A 24944-nucleotide genomic window follows, 5' to 3' on the forward strand; every position below is an offset into this window, starting at 1 on the left:
CTTTCTCAGGCAAGCTGCGAAATTACTGCAGCAGGGACAGGACCAGGGAAGACTGGCTGTTGGACTGCTTCAGCATGGCGGTGCCGGCTTGCAGCAGCATCTGCGACGAGGTCATGGTGGCGGATTCGGAAGCGAAGTCCACGTCCATGATGCGGCCGCTGGCGTTCTTGGTGTTGGTCGAAATATTGGCCAGGTTGTTGTAGACGTGGTCCAGGCGGTTCGACACAGCACCCAGCTTGGAGCGCAGCGCGCCAACGGAGTCAATAGCGGTGGCCAACTGGTCGATCGCAGCATTGGCGCTGGCGGTCAGCTGGGTACCTGGTGCAACCATTGCGGTACCCGCCTGGCTGAAGGTACCGGCGCCACCGGTTGCAGCGGTGATGTCGGTCACAGCGGTGGACAGTTCGGTGTTGAAGTTCACCGACAGTTTTTCGCCGGAGCTGGCGCCAATCTGGAAGGTCAGGGCAGCGGTCATCTTGCCGCCGGTGGCGATCAGCGAAGTGCCGCCGAACTTGGTGTTGCCGAAGATGTTCGACAGTTCGTCGGTCAGCGAGTCAAATTCCTTTTGCATCGCGGTCTGGTCGGCGGCGGTGGACGAGCCATCGGCAGCCTGGGTCGCCAGGTCCTTCATGCGGTTCAGGATATTGGTGGTCTCTTCCAGCGCGCCTTCGGCGGTCTGCATCAGGGAAACCGAGTTTTGGGTGTTGCGCATTGCAACGCCCATGCCGCTGGTCTGGGTTTTCAGACGGGTGGCGATCTGCAGGCCTGCAGCGTCGTCCATTGCCGAGTTGATGCGGAAGCCGGTGCTCAGGCGGGTCATCGACGTCGACAGCGAAGTCTGCGTGCGGGAAATCGAGTTTTGCGCGGACAGCGCCGCTGCGTTGGTGTGAAGGCTCAGCATGCTAGCTCCTGGGTGGTTGGTTCAATTGAGCAGCGAGGTGTTTTCTGCGCTCTCACCATTACAAGGCGACTGCCCGGCGCAGGACATTAAATGCTCTGTGGAAATTTCTAAATAAAAAAAGCCAACCGCGTACGGTTGGCTTTCGTGGCGAAGCGACTGGATTACTGCAGCAGGGACATGACCAGGGAAGACTGGCTGTTCGACTGCTTCAGCATGGCAGTGCCCGCTTGCAGCAGCATCTGCGACGAGGTCATTTGCGCGGATTCGGAAGCAAAGTCCACGTCCATGATGCGGCCGGTTGCGTTCTTGGTGTTGGTCGAAATATTGGACAGGTTGTTGTACACGTGGTCCAGGCGGTTCGACACGGCGCCCAGTTTCGAACGCAGCGCGCCGACCGAGTCAATCGCGGTGGCCAGCTTGTCGATGGTGGCGTTGGCGTTGGTGGAACCGACGGAGGCAACACCGCCGACGTCGCTGATTTCGTTGCCGTTGGCGGCACCTGCGACGCCCAGATCAACGAAGCCGGTAGCGGCCAGTTTGATGTCAGCGGAGGCCGTTCCCAGCTCAGCGGTGAAGTTGGCGCTCAGCTTCTCGCCGGAGCTCGCGCCGATCTGGAAGGTGATGGCGGCGGACAGTTTGCCTGGGCTGGTACCAGCTGCCTTTTGCAGCAGGCTGGTGCCTCCGAACTTGGTGTTGTTGAAGATGTTCGACAGCTCATCGCTCAGGGAGTTGAACTCCTTCTGCATGGCGGTCTGGTCGGCGGCGGTCGACGAACCATCGGCAGCCTGGGTGGCCAGGTCCTTCATGCGGTTCAAGATGTTGGTGGTCTCATCCAGCGCGCCTTCCGAAGTCTGCATCAGCGAGATCGAATTCTGGGTGTTGCGCATGGCAACGTTCATGCCGCTGCTCTGGGTTTTAAGACGGGTGGCGATCTGCAGGCCGGCAGCGTCATCCATTGCCGAATTGATGCGGAAGCCGGTGCTCAGGCGGGTCATCGAGGTCGACAAGGAGGACTGCGTGCGGGAAATCGAGTTTTGCGCGGAAAGGGCCGCTGCATTGGTGTGAAGGCTCAGCATGCTAACTCCTGGGTTATTAGTTCAATTCGAGCAGCGAGTCTTTTCTGCGCTCTCATGAGTTCAAGGCGACCGCAACGGCAAACTCATTAAGTGCTGGACAGGAATTTTTTGAAAAAAAAAGCCAACCGCGAACGGTTGGCTTTTTGCTGTGCAGGCCCAGGAATTACTGCAGCAGGGACATGACCAGCGAGGACTGGCTGTTCGATTGCTTCAGCATTGCGGTGCCGGCTTGCAGCAGCATTTGCGAGGAGGTCATTTGCGCGGATTCGTTAGCGAAGTCCACGTCCATGATGCGGCCGGTGGCGTTCTTGGTGTTGGTCGAGATATTGGACAGGTTGTTGTAGACGTGGTCCAGGCGGTTCGATACGGCGCCCAGCTTGGAGCGCAGCGCGCCCACGGCGTCGATGGCGGTCGCCAGTTTGTCGATGGCGCCGTTAGCGGCAGCGGAGGTGCTGATTTCGACACCAGCCGCGGCGCCGGCGGTGCCGTCGTCCTTGAAGCCCACCGACGCGGCCAGGATCTTGGCGGAGGCGTTGGTCAGTTCAGCCGTGAAGTCTGCGGTCAGCTTCTCGCCGGAGCTGGCGCCAATCTGGAAGGTGATCGCGGAGGACAGCTTGCCTGGGCTGGCGCCGGTGGCCAGGTTCTGCAGCAGGGTGGTGCCGCCGAACTTGGTGTTGTTGAAAATGTTGCTCAGTTCGTCGGTCAGCGAGTCATATTCCTTCTGCATTGCGGTCTGGTCAGCAGGGGTGGAAGAACCGTCGGCTGCCTGGGTCGCCAGGTCCTTCATGCGGTTCAGGATGTTGCTGGTCTCGTCCAGCGCACCTTCCGAGGTCTGCATCAGGGAGATCGAATTCTGGGTGTTGCGCATGGCAACGTTCATGCCGCTGGTCTGGGTCTTCAGGCGGGTGGCGATCTGCAGGCCTGCCGCGTCGTCCATTGCCGAGTTGATACGGAAGCCTGTGCTCAGGCGGGTCATCGAAGTCGACAGCGAAGACTGGGTGCGGGAAATCGAGTTTTGCGCGGAAAGCGCCGCTGCGTTGGTGTGAAGGCTCAGCATGCTAACTCCTGGGGTTGTTGATTGCGTTCAAAAGTACAAGGCGACCACCCGGCGCAAAGCATTAAATGCCGAGTGGAAAAATTTTTGAATAAAAAAGCCAACCGCGAACGGTTGGCTTTTTGCCAAGCAAACTGCGGAATTACTGCAGCAGGGACAGCACCAGCGAAGACTGGCTGTTGGACTGCTTCAGCATCGCGGTGCCGGCTTGCAGCAGCATTTGCGACGAAGTCATGGTGGCGGATTCGGAAGCGAAGTCCACGTCCATGATGCGGCCGGTTGCATTCTTGGTATTGGTCGAGATATTGGACAGGTTGTTATAAACGTGGTCCAGGCGGTTCGACACGGCGCCCAGCTTCGAACGCAGTGCGCCGACGGCATCGATGGCGGTGGACAGCTTGTCGATGGTCAGGTTGGCAGCGCCCGCTGCAGTCAGTTCGGTACCGCCAGCTGCGCCGGCACCGGCGTCGGTGAAGCCAGCGGCGGCCAGCTTGATCTTGCCAGCGGCGCCGGTACCGCCGCCGGTGGTGCCCAGTTCGGCGCTGAAGTCGGCCGACAGGGTCTCGCCGGAGCTTGCGCCAATCTGGAAGGTAATCGGCGCAATCATCTTACCGCTGGCGGAATTCAGCAGCGCAGTGCCGCCGAACTTGGTGTTGGTGAAGATGTTCGACAGTTCGTCGGTCAGCGAGTCGTATTCTTTTTGCATCGCGGTCTGGTCGGCGGCGGTGGACGAGCCATCGGCTGCCTGGGTTGCCAGGTCCTTCATGCGGTTCAGGATGTTGGACGTCTCGTCCAGCGCGCCTTCTGCGGTCTGCATCAGGGAGATCGAGTTCTGGGTGTTGCGCATGGCAACGCCCATGCCGCTGGTCTGCGTCTTCAGGCGGGTGGCGATCTGCAGGCCGGCAGCGTCATCCATTGCCGAGTTGATACGGAAGCCGGTGCTCAGGCGGGTCATCGAAGTCGACAGCGAGGACTGGGTCCGCGAAATCGAATTTTGCGCGGACAGGGCCGCTGCGTTGGTGTGAAGGCTCAGCATTGCAAGCTCCTGGTAAGTGGTTCAAGTCGAGGAGCGATTTGCGCGCTCTCAGAAGTACAAGACGACCGCAGGGGCAGGCGCATTAAATGCCGAGTGGAAATAATAAAGGGAGCCGAAGCTCCCTTGTTACTTACATATTTGGATAGTTCGGACCGCCGCCGCCTTCCGGCGTGATCCAGACGATGTTCTGGGTCGGGTCCTTGATATCGCAGGTCTTGCAATGCACGCAATTCTGCGCGTTGATCTGCAGGCGGTCCTGGCCTTCGTCGGTCTTGACGAATTCATACACGCCGGCCGGGCAGTAACGCGATTCCGGACCTGCATATTTGGCAAGGTTGACGTTCACTGGCACCGAATCATCTTTCAGCGTCAGGTGGATAGGCTGGTCTTCCGCGTGGTTGGTGTTCGAGATGAAGACCGAGGACAGGCGATCGAAGGTCAGCTTGCCATCCGGCTTAGGATAGGTGATCGGGGTGAAGTCCGAAGCAGGGCGCAGGCAGGCGTGGTCCGGGGTCGAGTGATGCAGGGTCCAAGGTGCTTTACCGCGGAAGACGATCTGGTCGATGCCGGTCATCAGGGAGCCCAGGTACAGGCCCTTCTTCAGCCATGGCTTAACGTTACGCGCCACATGCAGTTCTTCGTGCAGCCAGGACTTCTCGAACGCTTCTGGATAAGCGGCCAGTTCGTCGCCGGTACGGCCGGCGCCCAGCGCTGCCACGACAGCTTCAGCAGCCAGCATGCCGGACTTGATCGCAGCGTGGGAACCCTTGATGCGGCTCATATTCAGGAAACCAGCGTCGCAGCCGATCAGTGCGCCGCCCGGGAATACCAGCTTAGGCAGCGATTGCAGGCCGCCCGCGGTGATCGCGCGCGCGCCGTAGGAAATGCGCTTGGCGCCTTCGAAGAAGGTGCGGATTTCCGGGTGGGTCTTGTAGCGCTGGAATTCTTCGTATGGGGACAGGTACGGGTTCTCGTAGTCCAGGCCCACGACGTAGCCAACCATGACCTGGTTGTTTTCCATGTGGTACAGGAAGGAACCGCCGTAGGTCTTGGTGTCCAGCGGCCAGCCGGTGGTGTGGATCACCAGGCCAGGCTTGTGCTTGGACGGGTCGATTTCCCACAGTTCCTTGATGCCGATGCCGTAGGACTGCGGATCTTTGTCTTTGTTCAGGTTGTACTTGGCCATGAGCTGCTTGCCCAGGTGGCCGCGCGCACCTTCGGCGAACAGGGTGTACTTACCGTGCAATTCCATGCCCAGCTGGAAGTCAGGGCCTGGTTCGCCATCGCGCTTCACGCCCATATTGCCGGTCGCAACGCCTTTGACCGAACCATCGTCGTTGTACAGGATTTCGGCGCCGGTAAAGCCAGGGAAGATTTCCACGCCCAGGGCTTCAGCCTGCTGGCCCAGCCAGCGCACCACATTGCCCAACGAGATCACGTAGTTGCCGTGGTTCTCGAAGCACTTCGGCAGCAGCATGTTCGGGGTCTTGTAAGCCTTGGTCTCGGTCAGGAAGAGCACACGGTCTTCGGTGACTTCGGTGTTCAGCGGCGCGCCCAGCTCTTTCCAATTAGGGATCAGCTCGGTAATGGCTTTCGGGTCCATCACGGCGCCGGACAGGATGTGGGCGCCCAGCTCACCGCCTTTTTCCAGCACGACCACGGAGGTATCCGCATTCAGCTGTTTAATCTTGATCGCTGCCGCCAGGCCAGCAGGGCCGCCGCCAACGATCACAACGTCGTACTCCATTGCCTCGCGTGGGCCGTACTGTTCTACAAGGTTGCTCATAATTTTTTATAAGAATGATGGAAAAATTCGTGCTGGAAATAGAACGAGTGTGCTCTTTTTCCCTTGGTAATGCAACGGTGGCGCCATTGTGAGGGCTAATATTAGACGTGGCAATCTAATAAGGAGGTTTTTTGTGTCATCATGGCGGAACAGAATCAAAAGGAGTAGCCGGTGGGGATTGAAGTAAATTTTGAGGGCAAAATCGCCCTGATCACGGGCGCTTCCAGCGGGCTTGGCGCCCGTTTCGCCAAGGTGCTGGCCAAGGCCGGATGCCAGGTGGTACTGGCCTCGCGCCGGATCGAACGCCTGAAGGAATTGCGCGCCGAAATCGAAGCCGACGGCGGCGCCGCCCATGTGGTCACGCTGGACGTGACCGACTTTGCCAGTATCAAATCCGCGATCGCCCATGCCGAGACCGAGGCGGGTCCGATTGATATTCTGGTCAATAATTCCGGTGTGTCTATGACGCAACGTTTGCTCGACGTTTCGCCGGAAGATTATGATTTTGTTATGGATTGCAACCTGCGCGGCGCGTTTTTTGTGGCGCAAGAGACCGCAAAGCGCATGGTGGCGCGGGCCAAGGGCGATCCCCGCAAGCAGCACCGCATTATCAATATCGCCTCGGTGGCGGGATTGCGGGTGCTGCCGCAGATTGGCGTGTATTGCATGAGCAAGGCGGGCGTGGTGCAGATGACCAAGGCCATGGCGGTGGAGTGGGGCAAGTATGGGATCAACACCAATGCGATCTGCCCTGGCTACATCGAGACCGAGATCAATGAGGACTATTTCGCCAGCGAGCAGGGCAAGCGATTGATCGATATGCTGCCGCGCAAGCGGGCAGGGAAGCCGGAGGATCTGGATGGCCTGCTGTTGCTGCTGGCGGGCGATGAGGCGCATTTCATCAATGGCGCCATTATTTCTGCCGACGACGGCATGATGGCTGGCTGAAACCCCTTAACAGTCTCAAGACCGCGGGGCTGGTTCTAGGTCTTTGACTTATTGCGAAGATCAAGAGCGCACAACCGAAACCCTTTGCAGTCGCGCCGACGGGGTCCGCCCCTTGGGTCGTACCCTGGTTTTCCGGGTCTGGCGGTTTTAGCGCGCCCCAGCCAGCTTATGTACCAGCTCGGTCGCCGTCGAGGCGCCGAACTTCCGCATCAGGCTGGCCCGATGCATTTCCACCGTGCGAGGCGACAGTCCCGCATCGCGCGCAATCATCTTGCTGGTCTTGCCCTCTACCAGCAGCGCAGCAATCTCGCGCTCACGCGGGGTCAGGGCAGCCGACACCGGCCTTTGCTCCGACACATCCTCAAACGTCCAGATGCCCGCGCCTAAAGGCTGCGATGGGTCCAGCGCCCGCCCGGTCACATGGCACCAGAACAATTCCCCGCTAGCGCGGCGCATAATCCGTTCATCCGAATAGCGCCCGCGCGCATTCATGATCGGGATAATCCGGTCACCAGTGCGCAAATACTCATCCTGGGTCGGATACAACACCTGAAAGGATTGCCCATCCAGCTCCGCCGCCTGATAGCCGAACATGGCCGCCAGCGCATCATTGCTGGCCTGGATCACGCGGTTATCGGAAACGCACATGCCAACCGGGGCAAATTTGAAGATGGACTCGTAATTGATCGACATTGCGGTAGTTCTACGGTATTGAAGTTTGCGCGGGCGTATTCTATCCTCAAACGCCAATCTGGCCATTCAAGCAAGGAGACATAATGAATAAAATTTACCCGGATGCCAAGGCCGCCCTGGCCGGCATCGTGGCCGACGGCCAGACGATCGCCGTTGGCGGTTTCGGCCTGTGCGGCATACCGGAAGCCCTGATCGCCGCCCTGCGCGATACCGGCGCCACCGGCCTGACCGCCATTTCCAATAACGCAGGCGTGGACGGCTTCGGCCTGGGCCAGCTGCTGGAAACCCGCCAGATCAAGAAAATGATCTCCTCCTACGTGGGCGAGAACAAGGAATTCGCACGCCAGTTCCTGGCCAGCGAACTGGAACTGGAATTCACCCCGCAAGGCACACTGGCTGAAAAGCTGCGCGCCGGCGGTGCAGGCATCCCAGCCTTCTTCACCAAAACCGGCGTTGGCACCATCGTCGCCGACGGCAAGGAAATCCGTGAATTCGACGGCGAGCAATACGTGATGGAACGCTCCCTGGTCGCCGACGTCTCCCTGGTTAAAGCCTGGAAGGCCGACAAATCGGGCAACCTGGTCTTCCGCAAGACCTCGCGCAACTTCAACCCGAACGTGGCCGCCGCGGGCAAGGTCTGCGTCGTGGAAGTGGAAGAGATCGTCGAAGTCGGCGCCATCGATCCGGACGCCGTGCACCTGCCGGGCATCTACGTGCACCGCATCGTGCTCAACGCCACCCCGGAAAAACGCATCGAACAGCGCACCGTGCGTGCCAACTAAGGAGAAGACAACATGGCATGGACTCGTGATGAAATGGCCGCACGCGCGGCAAAAGAGCTGCAAGACGGCTTCTACGTAAACCTGGGCATCGGCCTGCCGACCCTGGTCGCGAACTACGTACCGCAACACATGGAAGTGTTCCTGCAGTCGGAAAACGGTTTGCTGGGCATCGGCCCATTCCCGACCGAAGCGGAAGTGGACGCTGACCTGATCAACGCCGGCAAGCAAACTGTGACCGCACTGCCGGGCGCAGCCTACTTCAGCTCGGCTGACTCGTTCGCCATGATCCGCGGCGGCAAGATTAACCTGGCGATCCTGGGCGCGATGCAGGTATCGGAAAAGGGCGACCTGGCCAACTGGATGATCCCAGGCAAAATGGTGAAGGGCATGGGCGGCGCGATGGACCTGGTCGCCGGCGTCAAGAAAGTGGTGGTGCTGATGGAGCACGTCGCCACCGCCAAAGACGGCTCGACCTCCCATAAGCTGCTGAAGAAATGCGACCTGCCGCTGACCGGCGTCGGCGTGGTGGACATGATCATTAGCGACCTCGGCGTGATGGAAATCACTGCGACCGGCGTCAAAGTCACCGAACTGGCGCCAGGCGTCACCCGCGAAGAAATCACCGCCGCCTCCGGCGTGGAACTGTCGTTTGCATAATTAAAGTCGGGGTCAGGTCGAGCAAACGGACACGGGCTCATGCGCGCAGCGCATGAGCCCGTGTCCGTTTGCTCGACCTGACCCCGACTTTCAAAGAAGAAGGGGACGCCGCGGCGTCCCCTTTCTTTTGTTCCTTGCTGGCCGGGCTTACTGGCCTTTGACGTAGGTGTATTTACGCTTGCGTTCGGACTTGATCAGCGGGCCGACTTTGCTGGAGTCGATCGGCGATTTCGATTTCGGGCTGCCGATTTCGATGTCGCGGCGTACCACGGTGCCGTCGTTCAGCTGGATCGGTACGGCGGTTGCCAGCACTGGCGATGGGGGCAGGCCGCCGCCGGCAAAGACGGAGGAGCGGTTGCCGCCGCAGATGCCATCCACGCCCAGGGTGCCGGAGGCGTTGAACAGGTTGACCATGTAGCCGCGTGCTTCACCCAGGGAGGTGGCGCACGATGCTTCTTCGCCAACGATTGGTCGGTTGGTGGAGAAGGTCACAGCGCCGCCTGCGATCAAGGCGGAGGTCACGACCTGTTCCCCCACGCCCAGCTGCATGTACCAACCTTTGCTGCTGCCGTTTGGCAGGGTCTTTGGCGAGTTGCAGTCGGTCGGGTCGGAGCTGTCGGTCAGCGCTGTATCCAGGTTCAGGCTGGTGGCGTCGGTCACCGGCTTGTTGTTCAGATTGTCCAGCGCCACGTAGAAGCGGTTACGCACCGAAGAGTAAGGATACTGCCAGCCGAGCGGGTGTTCGCGGTCGCCGCTGCCCAGTGCCAGGTAGACCGAGCCTTTGTTGTACAGCACGGCCGGGCCAAACATGAATTTGCGTGGGCTGGTCGTCTGGTTGGTGTAAGCCACGCGGTACATTGCCCACGAAGCCTGTGCCAGCGGGGTGGTCACGCCATTGGCTGGCGGTGGGCCGCTCACGAAGTCGATACGGTAGACGTTGCCGCCGAGGTCAGCCGCATAGGCGTAGTCGATCATGCCGTCGCCGTCGACGTCGATTACCGAGACGTCGGCCGCTACGCTGCGGCGGGTCGGGAAGCTCGCCAGCAGGGCGCCGGTGCTTGCATTCAGCACGTACACGAAGCCGCCTTTGCCGGTGGTGCAGGTTGGGGCGCCCTTGTTCTCGTCTTCGCAGTTGTCATAGCCGCCGCCCACGATCACAACCGGAACGGTTTCCGAGTAGCCCTTGACGAAGGCGACTGCCGGTGTGGACCAGGTTTGGCCGATGCCGGACATGCCGGAGGTGCAACCGGTGTCGTTGTTCAGGTTCGGGCAACCGGCCGACCACATCAGCGAAGGATGGTTCATGTCGCTGACGTCCAGGCCGTACAGCATACGACCGCCGCGGCGCATCGATGGGAAGACCCAGACGCGCGAGCTGTCCGCGTTCTGGAAGAAGCCGGTCGAACCGTCGAAGAAGTAGTCCTTCTGGGTACCGGTTGCCGACACGTCGCCGGGACCGGACAGGTTAGGGTAGTTCACCAGCGGGGTCTGGTCTTTCAGGCGCGACAGGCGGCTGAAGAATTCCGGTGCAATGAAGGCCCAGCGCTCTTTGCCGGTTTCCGCTTCCACGGCGCGGAAGTAGCCGTCGTTGGCGCCGTAGAACACGAACACACCGCCACGGGACTCGCCATAGTTCAGTGGCAGTGGACGCGAGTGGATCACGTCGCCGTGGATCGATGGGCGGGTCAGGGTTGGGCCGCCAGCAGGGCGCTCGTTATTGACGTCGGCGCCCTTGATGTAGTTGACCAGGTCGCTTGCCAGGCCGCTATTGGTGGTGTTGAAATCGACCAGGGCCGAACCGGTCGGAGTACGGGTGTAAATCGTACGGTTCACGGCATAAGTCGGGTTGGCGCTGGTGGTCGGCGGATTGTTACCGTTACGCAGTACTTGCGCCACCGCGCCTTTTTCCACCAGCGGGCCGTCAGGCGAGTCGGAATAAGGATCCTGCCCCGAGCATTTGCCGGCCGGGTCGGGGTCGATACCAAGGTTTTTCCAGTACGCGCCGTTGTCGCTGGTCCAGTAGCTGACGGCGCAATCGGTGATGAAGCCGGTGTTGTCGTTGACTGCCAGTTGCGATGGATTGCGGTTGTCGCCCAGCTTGACGTCGGAACCCTGGGCAATCAGCTTGTAGCGCTTCAGGTTACCGAACCAGCGTGGCTTGGCGTTCGGATCGGGACGGAACATGCCGATGAACACTTGGTTTTCATTTTGCGACCGGTTGGTCGAGTTCACAGGCAGCGAGGTCGATGCAAAGGTCGAGTTGACCGCCTGGATTTCGCCAATGATCTGCTTCAGCGCCTCGAAGATCGCTTGCTGGCTCTTGGCCGCGAAATATTTACCGCCGCTCGCACGCGCCATGCTCAGCATCAGGGCAGTGTGGTCGGTATTTTGCTGTTTGTTATAAACGTCGATGGTGTAGAACGTGACGTTGGACATCAGCGTCGTGTTGGCGATCGGCACGCCTTTGTCGTGCATGAAGCGCGCCCATTCGTCGGCGTTGTAGGGGTTGGTATCGTTGCGTTCGCCGGTGGTGGCGATGACGTTGGTGGTCTCGGCGTTGGTGCCGATGATCGCATACGAAGCCTGGCCGGCCGGGCAAACCTTGCTGCCGTCGTTCAGCGGCGATCCAATGGAGCAGCCTTTGCTGTACGGCGTGCAGGCGGTGGTCCAGGGGGCGACGCCAAGCTCGGTCGCGGCTGCGGTCGGCGTTGCATAGCACAGGTTGGTCTGGCCAAGCGTGGTCTTCACGTCGACGGTTTGCGAGGTGAAGTTAGGCAGTTTCAGCTGCGCGGTATTGCCGCCCAGGGTGCTCAGCGTGGTTGTATTCGCGCCGCTATCCGTGGTTGGGCCGCTCTGGTCGGGGTTGGTGACGAAGACCACGACGGTGTTGGCGCAGCTATTGAGTACGTTCAGCGGCGACTTGAAAGTTCCCCACTGTTGGGAATACGCGGCAGGATCGGGGCCATAACTGCCCCCGGTTGCGGCCGGCGAGTAACTGCCGAAACCGCCGAAGTAGTTGTATATGTCGTACATCAGGTTGCCGTACATGGTGCCCGAGTTGCGCTTTTCGGACGGCGAGTTGATGTTGTTGTCGATGCGGTCCAGCTGGGTGCCCAGCAAGCCCTTGTTCGCGTTGTTCATTGGGCGGATGGCAAAGCGCACATAGCCGCCGTTGTCGTTGGCATTACCGCCGGTGACAAACTCCATCAGGCCGACATTGACGGTGTCATCAAGTTCGCCCAGTGCCTGCTTGATTGCCCGCACTTCCGATTGGCCCTGGGTCAGGCCGCCCGGCCATTGCTGCGCCTGGCGCGACCAGTTGGACGTGTTGTCCAGCACGATCAGGATGTTTGGGTTGCCTTTGGTACCGGCAGAGGCGCCGGTAAAGATGTCGATGTCGTCAGCACCAGCCGGGAACGACAGAAGGGTGGCGCATGCACCGATGCTGGTTGCTACCAGGGTGGTGATTAGCTTTTTTTGCATGGCTGGCTCTCTAAATAAAAAGCGGGCTAGTACTTCAGTTGCAGCTGGTTTCTGCGTTGGCCTGTGGAATACGCACACCGACCCCCTGTACAACTTCCACTTTGGTCTGGGTCTGGCTGTCTTCGCTTGCTGCCGTCATTTCCCAGGTGGTGTCGGCGCACAGCGAATTGCCTGGCTTTGCGCCGACCAGTCCACTCTGGCCCTGTTGCACCCCAACGGCGCAGCCGGCTTCTTCACTATTTGCCAGGTTCAAGTCCTTGGTCTGGATGGTCTTGATCTTGACGCAGGCAGGCCGGGTGAGGGTCGTCACGATATCGTTGACGCCGTCGCCATTGATGTCATGACAGCGATGGTTCGCCGTTCCGCAAGGTGAACCCAGCGCATCTTGCGGTGTATCGAAGAAGCGGTTGCCGGACATTGCCTCGTCCAGGGTACGCCGGCTGGCGGCAATGCTCTGGTCGCGGTTTTGCATATTGTTGACCACCTGGATGCTGGATTTGCCCAGGTTGAAGGTGGACATGGCCAGCAGCGAGATCAGCACCAGCATGACCAGCGCCACGAACAGGGTCATGCCACGCTGCCGGTGGAATGCGTGCAATTTCATCATTTGATCCTTCCCGCCACGTTAGGCAGGCCTACCATCTGGGTGAAGACGTGTCGTTTGTACTTGTCGTTGGCTGCTGCAATCACGTTTGGCGTGCCATCGGCTTTCATGCCCAGGTCGTAGGACTTGTTGTCGGTATAGGTGAGTGAAGGGCTCAGCGTACGCGCCAGCAGGTTAACCTTGAGCGAGACCACATGGCTCCAGTTGGCGAGCTTGCACGGGGCTGCAGTACAGGCGAAAGCGGCGTTCACATCGGGGGTGTAAACATCGGCGACGCCATCAGGTCCGGCTGGGGCTGTGTCGTCAGCCGGGTCCTCGATCCCGTACTCGATCTGCATGTTCTCGATCCCTTCAGCCAATGGCACGATGGAGACCGAGACGGTGGTGCCGCTGCTGACGATGTCCGCACGCTTAAGGGTCGGGATCCCGTCGGTGGAGACGCTGTTATTAGCGATGAAGTAGATATGAATCAGCAGGCGGCGCACGTCGGCAGCGGTGCCGGCGGTGCCGTCGGAGCTGCAATTGCGCTGGTGCAGGCCGAAGCCGCTCGAGCTGGTGCCCACCTGGAAGGCGCCCGCCAGGGTGCCGCCGCCGAGTTCAAAGTTATTGTTGCACAGCGAAGCCTGGAAGAAGGGGCCGCCGGCCGACGCCGGTTCGCAATCGGCAGCGCCCACTACGCAGGTCTGTGTATGGCGCACGACAACCACGTCGGTTCCGGTCTTGACGCCGGCGCCCGACAAGCAGCCGAGTGTGCTGGCGGTGACGTTGTCATAGCCTTGCACTGCCAAGGGGATGGCGGCCGTGATATCGGCGATGCTGGTGGAGCAGGGGTCGGGCAGGGTCGCAGGGACGATGCCGGTGGCGTCGAATTCGCCGAAATAGCCGGCGTTACGCAGGTCGCCCGAGATGACCTGCATGGCGTAGCGGCCGTTTTCCACTTGGCGGTTGGCGCGCTCGATTTCCATTTGCGAGTTGTTATTGCCCGCAAACAGGGTCGACAGGCCAGCCAGCATCAGCAAACCGACGGCGATTGCCACCATCAGTTCAACAATGGTAAAGCCTTGCTGGCGGCGGTGGATCAGAGGCATGGGAGCGGTCCTCATTTGCATAACAGTTGAGGAATCATGACCTGGGCAGCAATCAGGCGGCGATAGTTATCGGCGCCGAATTTGTTCTGGCCGCAGGTCAGGGTCGGCGCCTGGGTGGCATGCAAGCCTTGCCAGACAACGGAAACCTGGTAAATGCCGGGCAGGCAGACGCCGTCGTTCGGGTTGGGCGCCTGGATCTGGGTGATGCAGCCACGTGCACCGATCATGGCGCCTACCTTGTTATTGCTGCTGTCGGTTTCGGCCGCGCCCTTCAAGGTCCTGCTCCATTCGCAGAGGTCGCGTGCGGCGCCGATGGCGACAGTGGTGCAATCGGCTGGCTGGGTGTCGCCGGTGCCGACTTCGGCCACGACATAGCTGCCGCTGTTGGCTGGATTGGCTTGCAGGCGGGCGGTCATATCGTCCAGCAGGATCACAGCCTGGGCGCGTTGATAGGATTCGACCGAGCCCAGGTTGGCTTTCGACTGGAAGACGGCAATGCCGAGCAAGCCGAAGGCGAGGATCACCATGGTGACCAGGACTTCAATCATAGAAATGCCGTGTTGGTGACGCATGGCAGGCCTTATGAGCATGAATGGGGTTGCACGTTAGGACGCCCGCCCAGGTCAATGGTAATGCAGCGCGGGGTGCCCTTGGTGGAGCTCACATTGAATGTTACGTTGCTGGCGCCAGTCAGCCGGCCGGCAGCTGTAAAGGTGATGCCGTTGGCCGGGCCCGTGACGGTGATCGAGGAGCGGGTCGACAATTTGAGCAGGTCTGGTTCGCCGTTAGTCGGGCTGGGGATAGTCCAGCCGGTACTCCAGTCGGTGGTGGGATTCATCGAAACATTCGTATTGCGCTTGATCGCTTCGCTGCGGGCGCGCAGGATGCTGGCGAACAGGTCGCTGGAAGTGGTCTTGATGCGTTGGTTGACGACCATTTCCTGCATGGCCGGCACGCCAATGCCACCGAGGACGACCATGATGGCTATTACGATCATGATCTCAATCAGGCTAAAGCCGGCTTGGCGTTTCATGGCATCACCACTTGGTAGCGGGTAGTTTGGTGCCGGCCTGGTCGATGCTCAGGGCGCCGTCAGCGGCCTGCTTGCTGCCGACGATAGGCGTGGCGGTAATGGTGAAGGTTGGCGGCGGACCGTCGCTGGCCACAATCGAGATCGTGTAGTTCTTGGTCACGGTGGCCGGCGAAGTCATGTTCAGGCCGGCGACCGTGTTCTTGTAGGCGCGTGCGTCGGCCAGGATCTGGGTTTCGCGCTGCGCCAAGTCCATCAGGTGCTGCTGGGCGGCTGCGCGGTTGCCACGCAGGACGTAGCTGGTATAAGCGGGCATGGCGATGGAAAGCAGGACGCCGATGATCACAATGGCGATCAACACTTCCATCAGGGTAAAGCCGCGGTGGCTGGGTAGTTTCATTCCTGGCGTCCGTAGATATACATTTTTAGTGACTTTATTCTAGTTGGCGTGTTGCCGTGTGTCAACTTTTTCCCTGCGACTTTTCGTTACATTCTAACCACAAAAAAAGAAAGGCCCCACGCAATCTTGCATGGGGCCTGACTTTCGGTATGGAAATGTTGTTTATTCGGCAGTAGCAGCCAGGGCATCTTCGCCCGGCAGCGAATCGCTCAGGTCGGCGAGGGGCGTTGGGTTGGCCAGTTCGCGCTGCAGGGTGTCATGGTCGAGCTCGCCTTCCCACTTGGCGACCACCAGCGCGGCAACGCCGTTACCGCAGAAGTTGGTCAGGGCGCGGCACTCGCTCATGAAGCGGTCAATACCCAGGATCAGGGCCATGCCGGCGACTGGAATGGTCGGCACGACGGCCAGGGTGGCGGCCAGGGTGATGAAGCCGGCGCCGGTAATGCCGGACGCGCCTTTCGAGGTCAGCATGGCAACGCCGAGGATCGTCAGCTGCTGCATCAGGGTCAGGTCGGTATTGGTTGCCTGGGCCACGAACAGGGCAGCCATGGTCATGTAGATATTGGTGCCGTCCAGGTTGAAGGAGTAGCCAGTCGGGATCACCAGGCCAACCACAGGTTTCGAGGCACCCAGTTTTTCCAGCTTGCGCATCAGGGAAGGCAGGGCGCTTTCCGAAGACGAGGTGCCCAGCACGATCAGCAGCTCTTCCTTGATGTAGGCAATAAAGCGGAAGATCGAGAAGCCGGTGTACTTGGCGATCAGGCCCAGCACGACGAACACGAACAGGCCGCAGGTCAGGTAGAACGAACCCATCAGCTTGGCCAGCGGCAGCAGGGAGGCGATGCCGTATTTACCAATGGTAAAGGACATAGCGCCGAAAGCACCCAGCGGGGCGGCCTTCATGATGATGTTGACCATGCCGAAGAAGGCGTGCGACACCTCGTCGATCAGCTTGTGCACCGGACGGCCGCGCTCACCCAGCAGCGACAGCGCGAAGCCGAACAGAATGGCCACCAGCAGCACTTGCAGGATATCGCCCTTGGCAAAGGCGTCGAACACGGTGTTCGGGATGATGTTGAGCAGGAAGTCGACGGTAGTCAGCGACTTGGTCTTGTCGGTGTACTGGGCGATCGATTTGGTGTCCAGGGTGTGCGGATCGGCGTTGAAGCCGGCGCCAGGCTGGATGAAATTGGCTACGAACAGGCCGATGACGAGGGCGAAGGTCGAAACGACTTCGAAGTAGATCAGGGCCTTGCCGCCGACACGGCCGATCTTCTTAACGTCCTGCATGCCGGCGATGCCGCTCACCACGGTACAGAAGATGACCGGGGCGATGATCATCTTGATCAGTTTGATGAAGCCGTCGCCTAGCGGCTTCATTGCCACGGCGTCCGCCGGCAGGTAAATGCCGAGCATGACGCCGCAGAAGATTGCGAACAGTACTTGTACGTACAGAATTTTGTAGAAGGGTTTCTTTTCCATGATGAGGGGCCTTGTTTGTCTCCGAATATCCTCATCATTGCAAATGGGTTGTGCCCGCGCTATTGTGTGTTTCCCGTATTGTAGGGAAAACCACAAAGCTACTGCGCCACCCAGCCCCCATCCATATTCCAGGCTACGCCGCGCATCTGGCGTGCTGCATCGGAGCACAGGAATACCGCCATCGCTCCTAACTCTTCCGGTGTCACAAACTCGCCTGAAGGCTGCTTTTCAGCCAGCAGGGCTGCCTTGGCCGCCTCGTTCGACAAGCCTTCTTTTTCGGCTCGCGCATCGACTTGCTTTTGTACCAGGGGAGTCAATACCCAGCCAGGGCAGATCGCGTTGCAGGTAATGCCCGTCTTGGCCGTCTCAAGGGCGGTTGCCTTGGTAAAGCCTACCAGGCCGTGCTTGGCCGCTACATAAGCCGATTTGCCGGCCGAGGCCACCAGGCCGTGCACTGAGGCGAGGTTGATGATGCGGCCCCAGTTGCGCGCTTTCATATGCGGCAGCGCCAGGCGCGTGGTGTGGAAGGCGGAGGTCAGGTTGATGGCGATGATGGCGTCCCAGCGCTCGGGCGGGAAATCCTCGACATTGGCGACGTGCTGGATGCCGGCGTTGTTGACCAGAATGTCAACGCCGCCAAACACGTCGGCCGCGTAATTCATCATCGCTTCGATCTGTGCCGGCTTGCTCATGTCGGCGCCGTTATAGCCAGCCTGCACGCCGAACTCGGCGGCCAGCGATTCCTGCAGCTGGGCGATCTCGCCGGCGTCGCCAAAGCCGTTCAAAATGATGTTGGCGCCTTCCGCGGCCAGGCTGCGCGCGATGCCCAGGCCGATGCCCGAAGTGGAGCCGGTGACGAGCGCAGTTTTGCCGCGCAAAGTGGTGCTGACCATTTGGTCCCCTATAATTTGTTAGCCAATGTAGAATGTAGCGCAAAAACCACTAGCGATCCAATAGCGCGGGGAGTGAGGAACCGAATGCCAGAAGCGAAAATAAAGTCCGTTCAGTGTTTCTCCATGTCTGGCCTGCACCAGATGGCATATAAGGAATGGGGGGAGGAAGACAATCCGAACGTGCTCGTTTGCGTGCACGGCGTGACCCGCGTTTCTGACGATTTCGATAATCTCGCACAGTCACTGTGCAAGGATTACCGTGTGGTTTGCCCCGACGTGGTGGGCCGCGGCCGTTCCGGCAGCCTGGTCAACCCGCAGTTGTACCGTCTTCCGCAATACGTCAGCGATATGGTGACGCTGCTGGCACGCGTGCTGGCTAACGGCGAACGCCAGACCGTGGACTGGTTCGGCACCTCGATGGGCGGCCTGATCGGCCTGGGCCTGGCCTCGCTGCCCGATAGCCCGATCAGCAAGCTGGTATTGAACGATATCGGCCCCACATTGGATGCAGTAGCGATCCAGCGCATTGGCGACTACATCGCACAGGAAGTGCGCTTCCCAAGCTTCAAGGCCGGCGCCGAGTTCGTGAAGATGGTCTCGGTCACCTTCGGCGAGCACACCGACGCGGAATGGCATAAGCTGGCTGCCGATGTGCTGCGCCAGGATAAAGACGGCTCGTGGGTGCGCCATTACGATATGGGGCTGGCGCTGCCGTTCCAATCGGTGACGCCGGAATCGGCCAAGGCCGACGAAGCAATGCTGTGGGCAGCCTACGATGCGATCCGCTGCCCGACCTTGCTGGTGCGCGGCGCCAATTCGGATCTGCTGTCGCGCGAGACCGCCGAGGCGATGACGCAGCGCGGCCCGAAAGCGAAGCTGGTGGAAATTCCGAACGTGGGCCATGCGCCGACCTTCCTGCATGCCGACCAGATCGCGATCGCCAAAGATTTTTTGTTGAACCACTAAGAGAAAGAGCATGGAAATCAAACGTTTTCACGTAGGTAAGCGCATGTCCGAAATGGCTGTTCACAACGGCACCGTCTACCTGGCCGGCCAGATCGCCGAAAAGCTGGGCGACATCAAGGCGCAAACCACCGAAGTGCTGGGCCACATCGACCGTCTGCTGGCCGAAGCCGGCAGCGACAAGGCGCACATCCTGCGCGCCCAGATCTACATCACCGACCTCGCCAACTTCGCCGCAATGAACGAAGTGTGGGAAGCGTGGGTTGTCGAAGGCAATACCCCGCCGCGCGCCACCGTGAAAGCGGAGCTGGCAAATCCTGAATGGCTCATCGAAATCGTGGTGACTGCCGCACAAAAATAAAGTTCATGTTGTAAGAGGTTCTCGTAATGGTTTCAATCGCGGCTCTCAATAGCGCAACGACGGAGCAACTGGTACAAGGCTTATCCGCCGACGACGGCGCGCGCGTGCTGGCTGCGCTGGATCACGCCAGCCAGGCGTACAGCGGCCGTGTTACCGGTCACGGGCAGGATGCCCTGGAATTCGCCATCGGGGTCGCCAGCACACTGGCCATCCTGCGCACCGATGCGGAAACCCGCATCGCGGCACTTATGTTCGAGCTCACATTGCTCGACGCCGACACTGCTCCCTCGATCGAACCGCGCTACGGCCAGGAAGTCAACGACTTGGTAGCCGGCGTGCGCCAGCTGATCCGCCTGCGCGAACTGACGCTGGCGTCCTCCGGCAGTGCGGCGCGCACCAAGACTGCGGCGCAGCAGGCTGTTGCCCAGGTCGAATCGCTGCGCAAGATGCTGCTGGCGATGGCCACCGATATGCGCGTGGTGCTGGTGCGGCTGGCTTCCTGCTGCACCACCTTGCGTTACTTCTCCGATATCAAGCGTTTCGATGAAGTGACGCGCGCTTACGGCCGTGAAACCCTGGACCTTTACGCGCCGTTGGCTAACCGCCTCGGCATCTGGCAGATCAAATGGGAGCTGGAGGACTTGTCCTTCCGCTTCATCGAGCCGGAAACCTATAAGCGCATTGCGAAGATGCTGGAAGAGAAGCGCATGGCGCGCGAGAGCTTCGTCACGTCTTCCATTGCGCGCCTGCAGTCCGAACTGGCATCGGCAGGCATCAAGGCTGAAGTATTCGGCCGGCCCAAGCACATCTACTCCATCTGGAACAAGATGAAGGGCAAGGACCTGGACTTCTCGGAGCTGTACGATGTGCGCGCCTTCCGCGTGATCGTTGACGACGTGAAGACCTGCTACACGGTGCTCGGCGTGGTCCACAATATCTGGACTCCGATCCCGAAAGAATTCGACGATTACATTTCCCGTCCAAAGCCGAATGGCTACCAGTCGCTGCACACCGTGGTGACGGCGGACGATGGCCGTCCCCTCGAAGTGCAGATCCGCACCCAGGAAATGCACAGCTTCGCCGAGTACGGCGTGGCGGCGCACTGGCGCTACAAGGAGGAAGGCGGCTCCAATTTCAAAGGGCAGCAGTACGACGAGAAGATCGCCTGGCTGCGCCAACTGCTGGCCTGGAAGACTGAGGTTGCCGACAATGTGGTCGGTAACGAAGACCAGCAGCGCGAGTGGGTGGAGAAGCTCAAGTCGGCCACGCTGGACGACCGCATCTTCGTACTGACGCCGCAGGCACGTGTGATCGAGTTGCCGGTTGGCGCCACGCCGATCGACTTCGCCTACCACCTGCACAGCGATGTCGGCCACCGCTGCCGCGGCGCCCGCGTCGACGGCCAGATGGTGCCGCTGAATACGCCGCTGAAGAGCGGTCAAACTTGTGAAGTCATTACCGCCAAAGGTGCCCCCGGTACGGCCGGGCCTTCGCGTGATTGGCTGAGCCCCGGCTACACGGTGTCGAACCGTACGCGAACCAAGGTGCGTGCCTGGTTCCACGCGATCGACATCCAGGAGACTGTTGCAAACGGCCGCTCACTGGTTGAGAAGTCGCTGCAGCGCGAAGGCAAAACCGCAGTCAACCTTGAAGCGCTGGCGCAAAAGCTGGGCTTCCCCAAGGTGGACGACCTGTTCCTGTCCGTTGGTAAGGATGAGTTCTCGCTTCGGCACGTTGAAATGGCCCTGCGCGATCCGGGTGAGGCCGAGGAAGAAGTTGCCGACCAGGTCGCAGTCAGCAAGAGCCGCAATTCCAGTGTCGAGTCAGGCGCCAAATCCGGCGTCCTGGTAGTGGGTACCGATGGCCTGATGACGCAATTGGCCAAATGCTGCAAGCCGGCGCCACCCGATCCAATAGTCGGTTTTGTCACACGTGGAAAAGGCGTATCGATCCACCGTGCCTCGTGCAAAAACTTTGCCGAAATGCGCGCCAAGGCGCCGGAACGGGTGATTGTCACGGAATGGGGCGCAGCGCGTTCGGATACCGTATTCCCGGTCGATCTATTCGTATTGGCAGCCGACCGCCAGGGCTTATTGCGCGATATTTCCGAGATTTTCTCGCGCGAGAAAATCAACGTCACCGGCGTTAATACCCAATCGGCAAAAGGCCAGGCCCGCATGACCTTTACGGTCGAGATCGGCGCCACCAGCCACCTTCAAAAAGCCCTCGCCGCCATCGGCGAAGTCACCGGCATCCTCGAAGCCCGCCGCGCTTGACCGCGATTCGCGTCCATCATTCGGACGCGTTCGCATTTGGTATGCCACGGATTGGCGTGTTGCCGCCAACATTTAGCGCGCGGGGCGGTCAAACAATTCGGCGAGGAGGTCAGCGGTGCGGCGGACGCGCGGGGATTTGCGGACGTCGTCGTGCATAACCATCCAGAGTTTGCGCTGAACCGGGCATTCACTGTCGGGGATAATCAGTCCGTTGGCGAGATAATCGGGCAGCACCGCTACACCCAAGCCGGTGCGGGTTGCTGAGGTAATTACGCCTAAATCGTTGCTGCTTAAAATAAATCGCCGGCCGGCGGAGAATTCATCGAGCCACTCCTGCTGCGGAGTTTTTGCCAGGCTTTCATCGTAGCCGATAAATTCCCATTCGTCCGGGCTGCGGGTGGCGAGATATTCAGGTGCTGCGCACAGAAAATATTGAATGTTCGCGATCTGCCGTACTGCCATATCGGATGCTTGCGGGCGTTGAAAACGGATTGCGATATCGGCTTCGCGCCGTGACAAATCCACCTGGGCCGGTTCGGCGGCCAGTTCAATATCGATATCATCGAGTAGCGAGCGCAATGCCGGCAAGCCGGGTGCGATCCAGTGCGCGGCAATTGCTGGCGGCGCGGAAACGCGGACCGTGCCGCGCCCAGCGCTCGCACCGGTAGCCCGGCGCAGCAAGCCGTGCACTTCGCTTTCTACGCGCTGAGCCTGGGGCAGCAGGGCTTTGCCTGCCTCGGTTAGCGCCCATCCTCGTGCGAATCGATCAAACAGCCGCACGGCTAAGACGCGTTCAAGCGCTTCGATTCGCCGCGAAACCGTCGTGTGCTCGACGCTGAGCGCCCTGGCGGCAGCCGAAAGCGACCCAGCTTGAGTCACGGCGAGGAAGTAGCGAAGGTCGTTCCAGTCAGGGGTATCCATCGGTGCAATTATGCACGGATGACGCGAAGTTTTTGCAATTTTGCTCCGAGGTGAATCCGGTTATCGTTTTCAACACAATTAACCGAAGGAGATTGCAATGAAGAGGTTCATTTTCGCAGCGCTGGCGCTGCCAGGCTTCGCCATGGAGGCGGAAGGTGGCGGCGCGCCGGGTGCAGCGGGTGTTGCAGGCGTAGCAGCCCTGGCTGGCGCCTGGGAATTAATCGGGGCCTATCGCGAGCATCGCGACGGCAGCCGCAGCGACGACTACGGCGCCAAGCCGCGCGGCACGCTGACCGTTGGCAGCGACGGCCGCTACGCGCTTCAGATTTATCATGCCGAGCGACCACCTTTTGAGGGTAACTTCCGTACTGCGGAGCCGTCCGAGTACAAGCGCCTGCTGCTCGCCATGAGCACGCATTTCGGCAGCATGGCAGTAGAGGAGGGCAAGCTTGTCTTCCGCATTACCGCCGCGTCCAACCCGCAATGGGATGGAACGGTGCAGCGACGGGCATATAAGATGGAGGGCGATGTACTTGAGTGGCGCGTGCCGCCGCGCCCAGATGGGGACGTGCCAATTTCAGTTTGGCGGCGAACGCGCTAATCTCCGCCGCCGTCCGGGGCATCATTGAGCGATTGGAGGGGCGATTCGGGCGGATCAAGGTTGTCATCCGGTTCCGCGATTTCGCGGTATCGGCCCGGCGACTTTTCTTCGCTTCGATACATTCCCCAAATCGCGATCGCCCCAATGAGCGGCACCAGCCAGACGAAGAGCATTTGCGCTCTACGCTGAGCTTTCTCAGAGAACTCATCCCGACGAACAAGGATCGTCGCAAATACGTTCAGGCCTAGCATAATCAGTGTGATTGCGACAATCAGTGTCATGATCATTGTGGAGACTGTTCAGGAAGCCCCGCAAACACTTCCATATTTCCAGTTGCCCATTTGATTAAGGCCTCGGTGACCAGCGGCTCGATGTCGAAATGTATGCCAAATGCGGTGTCGGCAGCCTCTGATTCGAGTTCGATTTCATCGAGGACTTGTTGGCGTGTGGCCAAGTCCATTGGGTAGGTGCTTCCGAATACAGTCTTGGCATATGCCTGTAGTCGCTCGGCGATTGTTGGAAGTCCGATCAGTTCAAGACCACGAACCGCAGATTCGTACAAGTATCCGTCGTAATAGAAAAAGTGTAGAAGCCCGTTATTCATTGCCGCCGTGTTGAGAATGTCCACGGCGAGAAACATCCTTTGCTCGTCCGTTAGCGCAGCGATGCCGGCGTCAATCAGCTTGCGATTGAGGCGAATCAGGAATAGGGCATCGTCGTACGCTTGCGTAGTCATCTTCCGTGAGGTTCGGCTTGAAGGGTGATGTGATCGATGCCGTGTTTGGACAGAAGCATGGCTTTGACATTGTGCAGGATTTGCGGCCATTCCTGCAGGTCGTTGATTTCGAGGTGGCCGATCAGTGCAGGCTGGCCTGGCGACATTTCCCACACGTGGAGGTCGTGCACCGAAAGCACGCCCGGCACATCGGCCAGGTCTGCGCCGATCTGGGCGTAGTCGGCGCTGTCTGGCACGCCTTCCATCAGGTGGTGGAAAGACTCGCGCAGCACGCCGATCGTTGATTTGAGAATCAACAGGGAAACAAGCAGCGACAGGATCGGGTCGATCTGCATCCAGCCGGTCGCCATGATGACGCCGCCGGCAATCAGTGCGGCAACGGAGCCGAGCAAGTCGCCGAGTACGTGCACCAGCGCGGCGCGCGCATTCATGCTCTCTTTGTCGCGCGACAGGCTCCACGCGACGAGTACGTTTACGGCCAGGCCAATCGCCGCCACCACCAGCACAGTGCCGCCTTGCACCGGCACCGGCGCGGAGAAGCGCTGCACTGCTTCAAATACGATCCAGCCAACGACCAGCAACATTGCCAGGCCATTCACGAAAGCGGCCAGCGCCTCGGCGCGGCCGAAGCCGAAAGAGTAGCGCGCGGAAGGGCGGCGCTTGGCGATCAGTTGCGCCATCAGTGCAAGGCCAAGCGCAGCGGCATCAGTCACCATATGGCCCGCATCGGAAATCAGGGCCAGCGAATTGGCCATAAAGCCGGCGACAACTTCGACCACGGCAAAGCCTAAGGTCATGGCCAAGGCAACGGCAAGGGCCGTTTGGCTGCGGTGTTCGTTGAAGTGCGCGTGTTGCGCGTCGCCGTCTAAATGAGCGTGGAGGTGCGTGGAATCGTGGTTTTGCATAGCCCCTGAATATATCAGTAATGTTTTCTTCGGAAAACACTTGTCATAGAGGGAAGTGCTCTCTATAATGCTGGCTCTCGGGCGGTTAGTTCAGCTGGTTAGAATACTTGGTCGACATCCAAGGGGTCGGGGATTCGAATTCCTCACCGCCCACCAGGACAATTTAATGTAGTACCATTGCAAAAGACAAACGGGCGGTTAGTTCAGCTGGTTAGAATACTTGGTCGACATCCAAGGGGTCGGGGATTCGAATTCCTCACCGCCCACC

25 protein-coding genes and 2 tRNA genes are annotated in these 24944 nt (G+C 59.9%); 9 read left to right on the forward strand and 18 right to left on the reverse strand.

Annotated elements, in window-relative coordinates; translation table 11 throughout:
- Positions 1-22 precede the first annotated feature (22 nt).
- The 5 genes from AC1RTP_RS05960 to AC1RTP_RS05980 form a co-directional block, all read right to left on the reverse strand.
- Positions 23-901 (reverse strand): flagellin N-terminal helical domain-containing protein, encoded by an 879-nt coding sequence (locus tag AC1RTP_RS05960; protein WP_498605620.1) that lies wholly within the window; start codon positions 899-901, stop codon positions 23-25.
- A 161-nt stretch (positions 902-1062) separates the two neighbouring features.
- On the reverse strand, positions 1063-1977 hold the full coding sequence (locus tag AC1RTP_RS05965; RefSeq protein ID WP_498605622.1) for a flagellin N-terminal helical domain-containing protein: 915 nt from the start codon (positions 1975-1977) through the stop codon (positions 1063-1065).
- Positions 1978-2140: 163 nt separating this feature from the next.
- On the reverse strand, positions 2141-3034 hold the full coding sequence (locus tag AC1RTP_RS05970) for a flagellin N-terminal helical domain-containing protein (RefSeq protein ID WP_498605624.1): 894 nt from the start codon (positions 3032-3034) through the stop codon (positions 2141-2143).
- A gap of 139 nt (positions 3035-3173) precedes the next feature.
- Positions 3174-4067 carry a flagellin N-terminal helical domain-containing protein gene (locus AC1RTP_RS05975; protein WP_498605626.1) on the reverse strand — a complete coding sequence of 298 codons (894 nt, stop codon included), beginning with the start codon at positions 4065-4067 and terminating at the stop codon, positions 3174-3176.
- Between the two features lie 130 nt (positions 4068-4197).
- Entirely contained in the window at positions 4198-5814 is a 1617-nt protein-coding gene (locus AC1RTP_RS05980) for an electron transfer flavoprotein-ubiquinone oxidoreductase (RefSeq protein ID WP_498605839.1), read from the reverse strand.
- Between the two features lie 210 nt (positions 5815-6024).
- On the opposite strand from AC1RTP_RS05980, the gene AC1RTP_RS05985 reads away from it, so the two are divergent.
- On the forward strand, positions 6025-6801 hold the full coding sequence (locus AC1RTP_RS05985; RefSeq protein ID WP_498605628.1) for an SDR family oxidoreductase: 777 nt from the start codon (positions 6025-6027) through the stop codon (positions 6799-6801).
- Between the two features lie 147 nt (positions 6802-6948).
- Here AC1RTP_RS05985 and AC1RTP_RS05990 read toward each other — a convergent pair whose 3' ends face one another.
- Positions 6949-7494 carry a LuxR C-terminal-related transcriptional regulator gene (locus tag AC1RTP_RS05990; RefSeq protein ID WP_498605630.1) on the reverse strand — a complete coding sequence of 182 codons (546 nt, stop codon included), beginning with the start codon at positions 7492-7494 and terminating at the stop codon, positions 6949-6951.
- 83 nt (positions 7495-7577) lie between these two features.
- On the opposite strand from AC1RTP_RS05990, the gene AC1RTP_RS05995 reads away from it, so the two are divergent.
- Both AC1RTP_RS05995 and AC1RTP_RS06000 read left to right on the forward strand, forming a co-directional pair.
- Positions 7578-8276: a CoA transferase subunit A gene (locus AC1RTP_RS05995; RefSeq protein WP_498605632.1), complete on the forward strand. Its 699-nt coding sequence runs from the start codon at positions 7578-7580 to the stop codon at positions 8274-8276.
- 12 nt (positions 8277-8288) lie between these two features.
- On the forward strand, positions 8289-8933 hold the full coding sequence (locus AC1RTP_RS06000) for a 3-oxoacid CoA-transferase subunit B (RefSeq protein ID WP_498605634.1): 645 nt from the start codon (positions 8289-8291) through the stop codon (positions 8931-8933).
- Positions 8934-9080: 147 nt separating this feature from the next.
- Here the strand turns inward: AC1RTP_RS06000 and AC1RTP_RS06005 are convergent, their stop codons facing one another.
- From AC1RTP_RS06005 to AC1RTP_RS06040, 8 genes are all read right to left on the reverse strand, one after another.
- On the reverse strand, positions 9081-12416 hold the full coding sequence (locus AC1RTP_RS06005) for a pilus assembly protein (RefSeq protein WP_498605635.1): 3336 nt from the start codon (positions 12414-12416) through the stop codon (positions 9081-9083).
- A 34-nt stretch (positions 12417-12450) separates the two neighbouring features.
- Positions 12451-13023 (reverse strand): pilus assembly PilX family protein, encoded by a 573-nt coding sequence (locus AC1RTP_RS06010; protein ID WP_498605636.1) that lies wholly within the window; start codon positions 13021-13023, stop codon positions 12451-12453.
- Entirely contained in the window at positions 13020-14108 is a 1089-nt protein-coding gene (locus tag AC1RTP_RS06015) for a PilW family protein (RefSeq protein WP_498605638.1), read from the reverse strand. The genes AC1RTP_RS06010 and AC1RTP_RS06015 overlap by 4 nt, the downstream gene beginning before the upstream one ends.
- Before the next feature lie 11 nt (positions 14109-14119).
- On the reverse strand, positions 14120-14680 hold the full coding sequence (locus AC1RTP_RS06020) for a type IV pilus modification PilV family protein (RefSeq protein WP_498605640.1): 561 nt from the start codon (positions 14678-14680) through the stop codon (positions 14120-14122).
- Positions 14681-14688: 8 nt separating this feature from the next.
- Positions 14689-15141 carry a GspH/FimT family pseudopilin gene (locus tag AC1RTP_RS06025; RefSeq protein WP_498605642.1) on the reverse strand — a complete coding sequence of 151 codons (453 nt, stop codon included), beginning with the start codon at positions 15139-15141 and terminating at the stop codon, positions 14689-14691.
- Between the two features lie 4 nt (positions 15142-15145).
- Positions 15146-15538, reverse strand: coding sequence for a type IV pilin protein (locus AC1RTP_RS06030; RefSeq protein WP_498605644.1), 393 nt, complete (start codon positions 15536-15538; stop codon positions 15146-15148).
- A 162-nt stretch (positions 15539-15700) separates the two neighbouring features.
- Positions 15701-17020 (reverse strand): dicarboxylate/amino acid:cation symporter, encoded by a 1320-nt coding sequence (locus tag AC1RTP_RS06035; RefSeq protein WP_498605646.1) that lies wholly within the window; start codon positions 17018-17020, stop codon positions 15701-15703.
- Positions 17021-17118: 98 nt separating this feature from the next.
- Positions 17119-17913, reverse strand: a complete 795-nt coding sequence (locus AC1RTP_RS06040; protein WP_498605648.1) for a 3-hydroxybutyrate dehydrogenase — start codon at positions 17911-17913, stop codon at positions 17119-17121.
- Positions 17914-17997: 84 nt separating this feature from the next.
- Between AC1RTP_RS06040 and AC1RTP_RS06045 the strand changes: the two genes are divergently transcribed.
- From AC1RTP_RS06045 to AC1RTP_RS06055, 3 genes are read left to right on the forward strand one after another with little or no spacing between them, the layout of a single operon-like run.
- Positions 17998-18879, forward strand: coding sequence for an alpha/beta fold hydrolase (locus tag AC1RTP_RS06045; protein ID WP_498605649.1), 882 nt, complete (start codon positions 17998-18000; stop codon positions 18877-18879).
- Between the two features lie 10 nt (positions 18880-18889).
- Positions 18890-19237 (forward strand): RidA family protein, encoded by a 348-nt coding sequence (locus AC1RTP_RS06050; RefSeq protein WP_498605650.1) that lies wholly within the window; start codon positions 18890-18892, stop codon positions 19235-19237.
- A 26-nt stretch (positions 19238-19263) separates the two neighbouring features.
- On the forward strand, positions 19264-21513 hold the full coding sequence (locus AC1RTP_RS06055; protein ID WP_498605653.1) for a RelA/SpoT family protein: 2250 nt from the start codon (positions 19264-19266) through the stop codon (positions 21511-21513).
- A 72-nt stretch (positions 21514-21585) separates the two neighbouring features.
- Here the strand turns inward: AC1RTP_RS06055 and AC1RTP_RS06060 are convergent, their stop codons facing one another.
- Positions 21586-22434, reverse strand: a complete 849-nt coding sequence (locus AC1RTP_RS06060) for a LysR family transcriptional regulator (RefSeq protein WP_498605656.1) — start codon at positions 22432-22434, stop codon at positions 21586-21588.
- Positions 22435-22531: 97 nt separating this feature from the next.
- On the opposite strand from AC1RTP_RS06060, the gene AC1RTP_RS06065 reads away from it, so the two are divergent.
- On the forward strand, positions 22532-23035 hold the full coding sequence (locus tag AC1RTP_RS06065) for a lipocalin-like domain-containing protein (RefSeq protein WP_498605658.1): 504 nt from the start codon (positions 22532-22534) through the stop codon (positions 23033-23035).
- On the opposite strand, the gene AC1RTP_RS06070 is transcribed toward AC1RTP_RS06065, so the two are convergent.
- From AC1RTP_RS06070 to AC1RTP_RS06080, 3 genes are read right to left on the reverse strand one after another with little or no spacing between them, the layout of a single operon-like run.
- Positions 23032-23322: a hypothetical protein gene (locus AC1RTP_RS06070; protein WP_498605660.1), complete on the reverse strand. Its 291-nt coding sequence runs from the start codon at positions 23320-23322 to the stop codon at positions 23032-23034. The genes AC1RTP_RS06065 and AC1RTP_RS06070 overlap by 4 nt on opposite strands.
- A complete protein-coding gene (locus AC1RTP_RS06075; protein ID WP_498605661.1) occupies positions 23319-23771 on the reverse strand; it encodes a DMP19 family protein in 453 nt (150 codons plus the stop codon). The genes AC1RTP_RS06070 and AC1RTP_RS06075 overlap by 4 nt, the downstream gene beginning before the upstream one ends.
- Positions 23768-24676: a cation diffusion facilitator family transporter gene (locus tag AC1RTP_RS06080; protein ID WP_498605663.1), complete on the reverse strand. Its 909-nt coding sequence runs from the start codon at positions 24674-24676 to the stop codon at positions 23768-23770. Before AC1RTP_RS06080 ends, AC1RTP_RS06075 begins: the two co-directional genes overlap by 4 nt.
- Before the next feature lie 79 nt (positions 24677-24755).
- On the opposite strand from AC1RTP_RS06080, the gene AC1RTP_RS06085 reads away from it, so the two are divergent.
- Positions 24756-24832 (forward strand) — tRNA-Val (locus AC1RTP_RS06085).
- Between the two features lie 36 nt (positions 24833-24868).
- A tRNA-Val gene (locus AC1RTP_RS06090) sits at positions 24869-24942 on the forward strand.
- The last annotated feature ends 2 nt before the right edge of the window (positions 24943-24944 follow it).

It is taken from the genome of Pseudoduganella sp. GW821-FHT11H04, assembly GCF_058807935.1.